The 11031-nt window shown below is 74.2% G+C and carries 10 protein-coding genes; 2 read left to right on the top strand and 8 right to left on the bottom strand.

What is annotated here, in order from left to right; genetic code table 11:
- Nucleotides 1-80: 80 nt before the first annotated feature.
- From JOD48_RS05165 to JOD48_RS05150, 4 genes are all read right to left on the bottom strand, one after another.
- Entirely contained in the window at nt 81-632 is a 552-nt protein-coding gene (locus tag JOD48_RS05165; RefSeq protein ID WP_191791733.1) for a NuoB/complex I 20 kDa subunit family protein, read from the bottom strand.
- 25 nt (nt 633-657) lie between these two features.
- Entirely contained in the window at nt 658-1020 is a 363-nt protein-coding gene (locus JOD48_RS05160) for an NADH-quinone oxidoreductase subunit A (RefSeq protein ID WP_030152013.1), read from the bottom strand.
- Nucleotides 1021-1168: 148 nt separating this feature from the next.
- The gene (locus JOD48_RS05155; RefSeq protein WP_204807877.1) at nt 1169-2470 is read right to left on the bottom strand and encodes a geranylgeranyl reductase family protein; all 1302 of its coding nucleotides are present in this window, start codon (nt 2468-2470) and stop codon (nt 1169-1171) included.
- A gap of 211 nt (nt 2471-2681) precedes the next feature.
- On the bottom strand, nt 2682-3377 hold the full coding sequence (locus JOD48_RS05150; protein ID WP_191791731.1) for a demethylmenaquinone methyltransferase: 696 nt from the start codon (nt 3375-3377) through the stop codon (nt 2682-2684).
- 33 nt (nt 3378-3410) lie between these two features.
- Here JOD48_RS05150 and JOD48_RS05145 point away from each other — a divergent pair, with 33 nt between their 5' ends.
- Both JOD48_RS05145 and JOD48_RS05140 read left to right on the top strand, forming a co-directional pair.
- Nucleotides 3411-4823 carry an isochorismate synthase gene (locus JOD48_RS05145; protein ID WP_204807875.1) on the top strand — a complete coding sequence of 471 codons (1413 nt, stop codon included), beginning with the start codon at nt 3411-3413 and terminating at the stop codon, nt 4821-4823.
- Between the two features lie 149 nt (nt 4824-4972).
- Entirely contained in the window at nt 4973-5533 is a 561-nt protein-coding gene (locus tag JOD48_RS05140) for a GNAT family N-acetyltransferase (RefSeq protein WP_191791729.1), read from the top strand.
- Between the two features lie 240 nt (nt 5534-5773).
- Here the strand turns inward: JOD48_RS05140 and JOD48_RS05135 are convergent, their stop codons facing one another.
- The 4 genes from JOD48_RS05135 to JOD48_RS05120 all read right to left on the bottom strand — a co-directional run bounded on the left by JOD48_RS05135 (nt 5774) and on the right by JOD48_RS05120 (nt 11018).
- Nucleotides 5774-7408, bottom strand: coding sequence for a S1C family serine protease (locus tag JOD48_RS05135; protein ID WP_204807873.1), 1635 nt, complete (start codon nt 7406-7408; stop codon nt 5774-5776).
- A gap of 113 nt (nt 7409-7521) precedes the next feature.
- Nucleotides 7522-9360, bottom strand: coding sequence for a 2-succinyl-5-enolpyruvyl-6-hydroxy-3-cyclohexene-1-carboxylic-acid synthase (gene menD / locus JOD48_RS05130; RefSeq protein ID WP_204807871.1), 1839 nt, complete (start codon nt 9358-9360; stop codon nt 7522-7524).
- Nucleotides 9357-10367 carry an o-succinylbenzoate synthase gene (locus tag JOD48_RS05125; protein ID WP_372440689.1) on the bottom strand — a complete coding sequence of 337 codons (1011 nt, stop codon included), beginning with the start codon at nt 10365-10367 and terminating at the stop codon, nt 9357-9359. The genes menD and JOD48_RS05125 overlap by 4 nt, the downstream gene beginning before the upstream one ends.
- A 42-nt stretch (nt 10368-10409) precedes the next feature.
- Nucleotides 10410-11018: a TetR/AcrR family transcriptional regulator gene (locus JOD48_RS05120; protein ID WP_191791725.1), complete on the bottom strand. Its 609-nt coding sequence runs from the start codon at nt 11016-11018 to the stop codon at nt 10410-10412.
- Nucleotides 11019-11031: the final 13 nt, after the last annotated feature.

Genomic DNA, 11031 nt, shown 5'->3' with positions numbered 1-11031 from the left:
GCCGGGGACGTCGCCCTTCGCGACCTTCTCGCGCTGGACGTCGTCCGCGGGCCGGCCCGTCGAGCCGTCGTTGGTGCTCGTCACCGCAGCAGTCCCTTCATCTGGAACGTGGGGGTCGCCTCGAGGGCCGCGGCCTCCGCGGCCTTCGCCGCCTCGCGCCGGTTCACGCCCAGCGGCTCGGCCTGGATCTGCTCGTGCAGCGCGAGGATCGCGTTGATGAGCATCTCGGGGCGCGGCGGGCAGCCGGGCAGGTAGATGTCGACCGGCACGATGTGGTCGACGCCCTGCACGATCGCGTAGTTGTTGAACATGCCGCCGCTCGACGCGCACACGCCCATCGACAGCACCCACTTGGGCTCGGACATCTGGTCGTAGACCTGGCGCACCACAGGCGCCATCTTCTGGCTCACGCGACCCGCGACGATCATCAGGTCGGCCTGCCGCGGCGAGGCCCGGAAGACCTCCATGCCGAAGCGGGACAGGTCGTAGCGCGACGCGCCGGCCGCCATCATCTCGATGGCGCAGCACGCCAGGCCGAACGTCACCGGCCACAGCGACGCCTTGCGGAAGTACCCCGCGAGGTTCTCCACGCTCGTGAGCAAGAAGCCCGAGGGAGCCTCTTCGATCCCCATCTGCGTTCTCCCTAACTGGTTCCGGCTAGTCCCACTCGAACCCGCCACGGCGCCATTCGTAGACGAACGGCACGGTGATCAGGGCGAGGAAGCTCAGCATGGCGACGAGCCCGAAGGTGGCCAGGACCGTGAAGTCCACCGCCCACGGGTAGAGGAAGACCACCTCGATGTCGAAGATGATGAAGGTCATCGCGACGAGGTAGTACTTGATCGGGAAGCGCCCTCCGCCGACCGCGTGCGGCGTGGGCTCGATGCCGCACTCGTACGCGTCGAGCTTGGCGCGGTTGTACCTCTTGGGGCCGATCACGGCGCTCGCGGCGACCCCGCCGAGAGCCAGGACGGCTCCGATCCCCATCAGGACGAGGACGGGCACGTACGGGTTGGTCATCGGTCTGCTCTCCGGGGGGCGCGCTGGGGCAAGTCGGGAGTGCTGCCGCCGGGCGTCCGCGCATCGTTGCGTCGGCCCGGGTCCGAGGGGCTGGGTGGTGACTGCGTGAACAGCGATGACGGCTTCCTTGCCGTCGCACCAGGATCGGTCATGCCGATGGCACCACCCTCGTCAGGCCCGCGATGACGCGGTCGACGACGTCGCCCCCGCGGGGTTCGTAACAGTCGGACAGCAGCTTGAGGACGAAGCGCATGACGAGCGGTCGAGGCAGGCCGTACCTGGTGCACAGCCGCATGATCTCGGGGTGCTCGATGAGCCGCACGAAGTACCGGCCGAGCGTGTGGTACCCGCCCAGGTCGCGGCGCATGATGTCGGGGTAGGTCGCGAGCGTGCGCTCGCGGGCGGCGTCGGTGCTGCGGGCCCGGGACTGGGCCACGACGTCGGCCGCCACGCGCGCGGCCTGCATGGCGTAGGCGATGCCCTCGCCGTTGAACGGGCTGACCATGCCGCCCGAGTCGCCCACGAGCACGACCCCGCGCGAGTAGAGCGGCTTGCGGTTGAAGCCCATGGGGAGCGCGGCGCCGCGCACGGGGCCGAGCTGGTTCTCCGGGGTGAACTCCCACTCCGCGGGAGCGTTCGCCATCCACCTGGCGAACAGGTCCTTGTAGTCCACGTTCGCCGCGGACTGGCGGGCCGGGGTCGAGTTGACCGAGCCGAGCCCGACGTTCGCGGTGCCGTCGCCGAGCGCGAAGATCCACCCGTAGCCGGGCAGCAGGTTCGACCTTCCGGCCGGGCCGTCCCACAGCTCGAGGTGGGACTCCATCCACTCGTCGTCGTGACGAGGGGTCGTGAAGTAGGTGCGGACCGCGACGCCCATGGGCCGGTCCTGGCGCTTCTCGAGGCCGAGCGCGAGCGCGAAGCGGGACGAGACGCCGTCGGCCGCGATCACGACCGGGGCGCGCAGCTCGTACTCGTCGCCGGCGCGGCGACCGTTCTCGTCGAGGGGGCGGGCCGTGACGCCCACGACCCGGCCGGTGCGCTCGTCGAGGAGCGGCCCGGTCACGTTGGTGCGTTCGAGGAGCTTGGCCCCCGTGCGCTGGGCGTGCTCGGCGAGCGTCTGGTCGAGGTTCATGCGGGAGCGGGCGAGGCCGTAGGAGGGGTACGCCTTGAGCTCGGGCCAGGGCAGCTCCCACTGGCGACCGCTCGCGACGACGCGCAGTCCCTTGTTGCGGATCCAGCCGTCCTCGGCGCGCGTGGGCACGCCCATGCGCACGAGCTCACCCACGGCGCGCGGCGTGAGGCCGTCGCCGCAGATCTTGTCGCGGGGGAAGGAGGCCTTCTCGAGGAGGAGGACGCTCAGGCCGGCGGCGGCGCAGTAGTGGGCCGCGGTGGCACCGGCGGGGCCTGCGCCCACGACGATGACGTCCGCGTCGTCGGTCCGATCACGCACGTTCTCACCTCGTTCCGCCCTGGGGCACACCTCGGAAAGACCCTTGTGAAGTCGCTCACAATGGACATCGCCACTCTAGCCACACATGCTCGCGATTGTGTAGCAAGGCAACCCTTCCTTGAGCGACGAACACCCTGGTCGCAGGGGCAGGAGGGTACGACGGAGCGAGGCGGGTCCGTGCGTCGGGCCCGCCTCGCTCCGTGCTGGTGCGTCAGGCGGGGCGGATCCCGCGGTGCAGCGCGACGAGGCCACCGCTGAGGTTGCGGTACGCGACGCCCTCCCAGCCGGCGTCGAGCATGAGGTGCGCGAGCTCGGGCTGCGTGGGCCAGGACTTGATGGACTCGACGAGGTACTCGTACGAGCCCTTCTCCTTGGTCACGGCCCCGGCCACGACCGGCAGCATCCGCATGAAGACGTCGGTGTAGAGCACGCGGAACGGCTTCCACGTCGGCTCGGAGAACTCGCAGACGACCAGGCGCCCGCCCGGGCGTGTCACGCGCAGCATCTCGCGCAGCGCCGCGCTCGTGTCCACGACGTTGCGCAGCCCGAACGAGATGGTGACGGCGTCGAACGACGCGTCGGCGAAGGGCAGCGCCGTGGCGTCCCCCGCGACGAAGGGCATGTCGGGGCGGCGGCGCTTGCCGACCTGGAGCATGCCGACCGAGAAGTCGCACGGGACGACCTCGACGCCCTCGTCCGCGAACGGTTCGCTCGACGTGCCCGTCCCGGCCGCGAGGTCCAGGACGCGCTCGCCCGGCAGGGCCGCGACGGCGTCGACCGTGTGCTTGCGCCACCGCCGGTCCTGCCCGAGGGAGATGAGGTCGTTCGTGAGGTCGTAGCGACGGGCGATCCCGTCGAACATGGAGGCGACCTCGGTGGGCTTCTTGTCCAGGCTGGCTCGCGACATGCCGCCCATCGTTTCACGCCTACGCTGGAGACGATGACTGAGCACTCCCACCTCCCGGCGGGCTCCGACGACCTCGGTGCTCCCCCGGCAGGCTCTCCCCGCACCGGCTCCCCCGGGTCCCCCGCCGTCCCTCGCCTCGTCGTGCGCACGACGCGGCTGCCCGGCGGGCTGCCCGACGACCTCACGGCGCTGACCGACCTCCTGCCCGACGCCCGACCGCTCGCCTGGGTGCGGCGCGGCGACGGCCTCGTCGGGTGGGGCGAGACCCTGCGGCTCGAGGCGTGGGGGCCGGGCCGCTTCGCGGACGCCGAGGCCGCGTGGCAGGAGGTGCTGGGCGCGGCCGTCGTGCACGACGACGTCTCGCTGCCCGGCAGCGGCCTCGTCGCGTTCGGGTCGTTCGCGTTCGACGACGCGTCCGGGACCTCGGGCGACGCCCGACCGGGCGGGACGATCGTGGTGCCGCGCGTCGTCGTCGGGCGTCGGGGCGGGCCGGGCGGCACGGCGTGGGTGACCAGCATCGCGGAGGGCGACTCCCTGCCCGACGACGTCGCGTCGGTCCTCGACCCGGCGCACCGCACGCCCGTGGTCGGGCCGGGCCGCGTGACCACGGTCGACGGCTCGCTCAGCGCGGGCGACTGGACCGCGGTCGTCGCCGAGGGCGTCGAACGGATCCGCCGGGGCGAGCTCGAGAAGGTCGTGCTCGCACGCGACGTGGTCGCGACCGCCGAGCACGCCGTGGACCCCCGCTGGATGCTCGGGCGCCTCGCGGTGGCCTACGACGCGTGCTGGACGTTCTCGGTCGACGGCATGGTCGGCGCGACCCCGGAGCTGCTCGTGCGCAGCGAGAAGGGGCTCGTGACCTCGCGCGTGCTGGCCGGGACGATCCGTCGCTCGGGCGGCGCCGAGGCCGACGACGACTCGCTGCTGCGGGCAGCGCACCTGGCCCGCTCGTCCAAGGACCTCGAGGAGCACGAGTACGCGGTCGCGTCGGTCGCCGACGCGCTCGCGCCCTTCTGCTCGTCCATGAACGTCCCCGACGCGCCGTTCGTGCTGCACCTGCCCAACGTGCTGCACCTGGCGTCCGACGTCACGGGCGTCCTCGCGTCGGGGACCGACGGCGGCCCCGCGCCCACGAGCCTGGCGCTCGCCGCCGCGCTGCACCCCTCGGCCGCGGTGTGCGGGACGCCGACCCTCGCGGCACGCGACCTCATCCGGGAGATCGAGGGCATGGACCGGGCCCGCTATGCGGCTCCCGTCGGCTGGTTCGGCGCGGACGGTGACGGAGAGTGGGGCATCGCGCTGCGCTCGGCCGAGCTGTCCTCCGGCGACCCGCACCACGTGCGCCTCTTCGCGGGCTGCGGGATCGTCGCGGCCTCCGACCCGGCGGCCGAGCTCGCGGAGTCCGAGGCCAAGCTCGAACCCATGCGGTACGCGCTCGGGGAGTGAGACGGGCGTCCGCACGGTGGACGCGTGACCACCCTGGGAATGGCGTCAGGACGCCGAACTCCACCGGTAGTTTCGTGAAGTACGCGACGAATGGACCGTTCGACGGACACCTTCCGGAAGTGTGCGGTTCCGCCTGTTAAGTTCACCCGGTGACCGACGCGACGACGATGACTCTGGCCCCCACGCACGACGACGTCACCGTACGTCGCGCCACCACCGCCGACCGCGAGGACCTCTGGCTCCTCGTCGTCCGTCTCCAGCCGGACGCGCCGGACCGCGCCACCCACGACCGCGTCGTCGGCCCCCTGCTCCGGGCCCTCGACACGCTGCTGCTGGTCGCCGAGGACGCGACGGGCGTCGTCGGCTACCTCCTGGCCAGCCAGCGCCTGACGTTCACGGCCAACGGAGCCGTCGTCGAGATCGACGAGATCGCGGTCGACCCCGCCGCCGACCGGACGACCGTCGCCAGCCAGCTCGTCGCCGCGGTCGAGGCGTGGGGCCAGGAGTTCCGCGCGACGCGCGTCACGCTCGCCGACGTCCTGCCCCGCGAGGTCGCCGACGGGCTCGGGTACACGACGACCGAGGTCCGCTCGACCAAGGCCCTCGTGCTGCTCGACGCCGACCCCGTCCTCACCTCTCCGTGGGACGGACCCGCCGTGCCCGCCCGGCCGACCCCGGACGACGAGGCGCTGCCGGTCCGCGACCAGTAGGCCTGGCCGCCCCGAGCACGACGACGCCCCGGCCCGTACGGCGAACCGTACGGACCGGGGCATCCGTGCCGAGGGGCACCTGCAGGGGAACAGTGCCGCACCTCGGCGGTCCCGCCGGTCGACAGGGGGGAACGCGGACCGGGGGACGGTCGAAGGACCGCGGTGGCGTCGGCCCACGGCGGGCACAGGGGGAGGTTCCCACCGTCACCGCCGACGCCACCGGGTCCGGCTCGTGCTGCCTCAGCCCTGACCGTTGAACCAGTCGAAGGGGTTGGGCAGGTTGTTCGGGTTGGTCTGGTCGGACTGCCCCTGACCGGAGCCGTCCTGGCTCGAACCGTCCTGGCCGGAGCCCGGGAGCTGCTGGCCGGAACCGCCCTGGTCGGAACCCGAGCCCTGCTGGCCCGAGCCGCTCTGGCCGTCCGTGCTCGTCTCGGTCGGCTTCGCGGCGAGCGTCACGTCGACGTCGACCGTCTTGCCGTCCCGGACCAGAGTGACCTTCGCGACGTCTCCGGTCGCACGCTCGCGCACGAACCCGGTCAACGACTCCGCGCCGCTCACGGGGTTGCCGTCGATCGCGACGATCACGTCACCGGTCTTGATGCCGGCCTCGGCGGCCGGGGAGCCGTCCGAGACGGACTTGACCTCGGCGCCGCGGCGCGTGACGCCGTCGGCCGTGGCCGTCGCGTCCGTCATGCTCACGCCCAGGAACGCGTGCTCGGCCGTGCCGTTCTCGATGAGCTGCGCGCTGATGTTCTTCGCGAGGTTCACCGGGATGGCGAAGCCCAGGCCGATCGAGCCGGACTGGTTCGAGGTCGTCGCGATCGACGAGGTGATGCCGATGACCTCGCCCTGCGCGTTGAACAGCGGCCCGCCGGAGTTGCCGGGGTTGATCGCGGCGTCGATCTGGATCGCGTTCGTGACCACGGTGCTGCCGCCGTCGGAGCCCGACGCGGCGACCGGGCGGTCGAGCGCGGACACGATGCCGGTCGTGGCCGTGTTGGCCAGGCCGAGCGGGTTGCCGACGGCCAGGACCGACTCGCCCACGGTGACGTCGTCGGAGTCGCCGAACGAGGCCGGCGTGAGGTTGCTCGGCGGGTCGACGAGCTCGACCACCGCGAGGTCGGTCGTCGGGTCGAGACCCACGATCTTCGCCTCGTACAGGCGGCCGTCGCTGAGCGTGACCTGGACGGTGTCGTCCTGCGCACCCTCGACGACGTGGTTGTTCGTCAGGACGTGGCCCTCGGTGTCGATCACGACACCGGATCCCTCGGCTCCACCCGCGGCCGTGGTGACCTGGATCGAGACGACCGACGGCGCGACGGCGCTCGTCACGGCCTGCCAGTTCGGGTTCTCCGACGTCGAGTCGGCGACGGGGACCGTCGAGTTCTCCTTGGTCTCCCCGACCGAGGCCAGCGAGCTGGGCGACGAGCCGTTGCCGTCGAGCACGCCGAGCAGACCGGCGGTGCCGGCGCTCGCGAGGACGGCGGCCGCGGCGGCCGCGCCGACCACGGGGATCCAGGTCTTGCTCTTCCTGGTCGCGACCTGGGGCTGCTCGGGCGCCACCGGCGCGGGCGGCATGCCGGCCGCGGAGTACGGGGTGCTCGTCGGGGCGCCGTGCTGAGCCTGCGCCCCGTAGGGAGCCTGCGCGCCGTAGGGGGCGTGCTGCGGCTGCTGCGGTGCGTGCTGCGCGGGCGGCGCGGGCACGGGCGCCGGGTGCGGGGCCGCGAAGTGCTGCTGCGCGGGGGCCTGCGGCGCGGGGGCGGCAGGGGCCGTCGGGGTGACGGGAAGCTGCTGCGTGGGCTGCGCCTCGATGCGCTGGGTGTCGCCGTCGCGCGGAGCCTGGTGCTCGGGGACCTGCGGGGTGTTCTCGGTCATGGGGTGTTCCCTCCTCGTTCGTTCTGAGGACTACTTCACACCCCGGCGCTGGAACGTCGCTTGAACGATCCTGTGAGTTCGCTGCGAGTTCCGGACGACTCCTGGGAGGGTTCTCAGGCGTCCCGACCTGCGGCGTCCTGGCCCTCGCGCCCCCGCGGGAGGCTCCGCGCGACCGCGGCGCCCACGTCGGCCGCGAGGGATGCGCCCTCCGCGCGGCGCCCCGCACGTTCGACCCGCACCTCGACGACCTCGACACCGTGGGACGGGCGCGCGAGCTCCGCCCGCAGGGCCGCGGTGTCCGTGACGAGCCGGTGCCGGACGCCGTACCCCGCGCACAGTGCGGCGAGGTCCGCCCCGTGCGGGGTCGAGAACACGCGCTCGAACGCGGTCGCCGTCTCGGGGGCGTCCTCGGCGAGCGCCCCGTACTCGAGGGTCGCGAAGATCGACCCGCCGTCGTCGTTGACCACGACGACCTGGAGGTCGGCGGCCGGCTCGTGCGGTCCGCGCAGGAGCCCGCCCACGTCGTGCAGGAACGTGAGGTCGCCCACGAGGGCGCGCGTGCGCCGCCCGGCACGCGCCGCGGCGAGCGCGACGCCCGTCGCGGTCGAGAGCATCCCGTCGATGCCCGCGAGCCCGCGGTTGGCGAGCACGAGCGGCGACACGTCCCAGTCGACGACGAGGTCGAGGTCCCGCACCGGGTTGCTCGACCCGACCACGAGCACGTCGTCGGGGCCCGAGGCCTCGGCGACCGCCGCGGCGACGGCGAGCGGCGTCATCGGGCCGGGGGCGGACACCCGGTCGGCGACGGCCTTCCGGGCCGCCTGCCCCGCACCGCGCCACGCGTCGAGCCACGTCCGGTCACCCGTCGGCCCCGACCACCACGCGTCCGGGACGCCGGGCAGGATCGCGCTCGCCGAGCGTGCCGCGTCGGGCCAGGGCCCTCCTCCGGGCGCGACGACGAGCACCTCGACGTCCTCGCGCGCGAGGAGCTGCTGGACCGGGCGCGAGAGCGTGGGGCGTCCCAGGACGACGACGCGCTCGACCCCGTGACCGAGGCTCCCCAGCACGAGCCGGTGCGCGGCGACCGCGTGGCTGCCCGCGGCCGCCCCGGACGACGCCTCGGCGAGCAGGGGCCAGCCCCGCGCCTCGGCGAGCCGCCGGGCGTCCGCGCCGGCACCATCGCCCGCGACGAGCACGGTCGCCGGGGCGGGGTCGAGCGGCCACGGCCCGACGTCGTCGCGCGCGCCCGCCACGAGGGCCCGGTCGGGCGAGACCCCGGCCTCGTGGGCAGCGGACGGCAGCGCTCCCAGCGGTGCGGGCGGCACGAGGGGCTCGCGGAACGCCACGTTGACGTGCACCGGCCCGGGGTACCGGGACCGGGTCCCGCGGGCCGCGACGAGCGCCCGCACCAGGAGCGCACGCAGGTCGCGCAGCTCGCCCGGACGCCCGTCAGGAGCCGGGACGTCGGCCGACTGGCGCACGGCGGTCCCGTACAGGGCGACCTGGTCGGTCGTCTGGTTCGCCCCCGTGCCGCGCAGCTCGTGCGGCCGGTCGGCCGTGAGCAGCACGAGCGGGACCCCCGCGTGATGGGCCTCGAGCACCGCGGGGTGCAGGTTGGCGGCAGCGGTGCCCGACGTCGTGACCACGGCGACGGGGCGCAGGCCGCCCGGTCCCTCGGCCTGCGACCCGCGCGAGAGCCCCAGGGCCAGGAAGGCTGCGGCCCGCTCGTCGATCCGCACGTGCAGCGTCAGCAGGCCCGCCGCGTCGGCCGCGGCGAGCGCGTAGGCGAGCGCCGCGCTGCGGGACCCCGGCGACACGACGACGTCGCGCACCCCGTCCGCGACCAGGCCCGCGACGATCTCGCGCGCCGCGGCGACGGCCGGCGGCAGCACCGGGGAACCGGCGGGCACGGCGGGCACGGCGGGCACCGCGGGCACCGCGGCGGCGCTCATGCCGCTGCTCCGTCGAGGAGGGCACCCACGCGCCGGTACCGCTCGGCCCAGCGCTCGGCCGTGGCCGGCTCCGCGCGCGCGAGCGCCAGTGCGGCGGCCGACGGCTCGGGACGCCGCACCGCGATCTCGCCGCCCACGGGGAGCAACGGCTCGTCGACCACGTCGTGGGCCAGGAGCTGGGACGTCGCGAGGCCGCACGCGAAGGGCAGCTCGGGCAGCGCGGCAGCGAGCGCCAGCCCCGCCGCGAGCCCGACCGAGGACTCGAGCGCCGACGAGACCACCACGGGCAGACCGACCCGCTCGGCCAGGTCGAGGCACGCCCGGACCCCGCCGAGCGGCTGGACCTTGAGCACCACGACGTCCGCGGCCTCGGCCCGCAGCACCTCGAACGGGTCCTCGGCGCGGCGGATCGACTCGTCGGCCGCCACCAGGACCGACGTCGCACGTCGCACCGTCGCGAGGTCCGCGACGCTCGCGCACGGCTGCTCGACGTACTCGAGGCCGCCGGCCGCGCGGTCCAGCAGCGGCAGTCTCCGCAGGGCCTCGTCGAGCTCCCAGCCACCGTTCGCGTCGAGCCGGATCCGGCCCCCCGGCCCCAGGGCGTCCCGCACCGCCTCGAGGCGCGCGATCTCCCGGTCGACGGACTCGACGACGCCGGCGGCGTCGCGCTGGGCGACCTTGACCTTGGCGGTCCGGCACCCGTCCGACGACGTCACGATGTCGTGCGCGCGCCGTGGGTCCGTCGCGGGGACCGTGACGTTGACCGGCACGCTCGCCCGGACGGGCGCCGGCCAGCCGAGGTCCGCCGCCTCCCGCGCGGCACGCAGCCACGCCCCCGACTCGGCGTCGTCGTACTCCCAGAAGGGCGAGAACTCGGCCCAGCCCGCCTCGCCCCGCACCAGCAGACCGTCCCGGACGTCGAGCCCGCGGAAGCGGGTGCGCAGGGGCGTGGACCAGGCGACGAGACGAGGGGTCCGGCTCGAGGGGGACGTGGGAGGCACGGTCACAGGCTATCTCCGCGACCGCGCCGAGGCCGCGCAGCCCCCGCGTCAGGAGGTGCCGAGGAGCTCCGTGACGCAGTCGACCGCGAGGTCGCGGACGTTGCGCCCCTCGCACAGCGCGGTGACCGCGGCGCCGTCGACGACCGCGATCAGCAGGACCGCGGAGAAGCGCAGACCGAGCTGGGCGAGCAGTGCGTCGACCACGACGTCGAGCTCTCCCCTGCCCTGCGCGAACGCCGAGGCGAGGACCGGGCTGCGCCCCGCGCTGACCACGTGCTCGTAGAAGCCCAGGAGCTCCCCGTGGTCCCCGGGCGGGAGCACGGCGTCGACGAGCAGGAGGGCCCGTGACCGCGTGCTGAGCGCGTCGACCCCGCCGTCGGTGACGGCGTCCGCGACCGCATGGCCGATCGCCTGCGCGCGCTCCGCCCAGTCCCGGACGATGCGCTGCCCCGCCGCCGCGAGGAGGTCGTCGAGACCCGAGAAGTAGTAGGTCGTCGCGGCGAGCGGGACGTCGGCCTGCGCGGCCACGGACCGGTGCGTCACGCTCGAGGGACCGTCACGCAGGATCAGCTCGGCCGCGGCCGACACGATGAGGTCGCGGCGCTGCGTGCCTCGGGCCTGCCTGCGGGGGACGTGCTTCTCGGACTCTGGCGCCATCAGTGACTTCCTC

Origin of the sequence: Oerskovia paurometabola (assembly GCF_016907365.1) — a bacterium.
Classification (GTDB): Bacteria; Actinomycetota; Actinomycetes; order Actinomycetales; family Cellulomonadaceae; genus Oerskovia; species Oerskovia paurometabola.
This window is presented reverse-complemented; position numbering and strand designations above follow the sequence as displayed.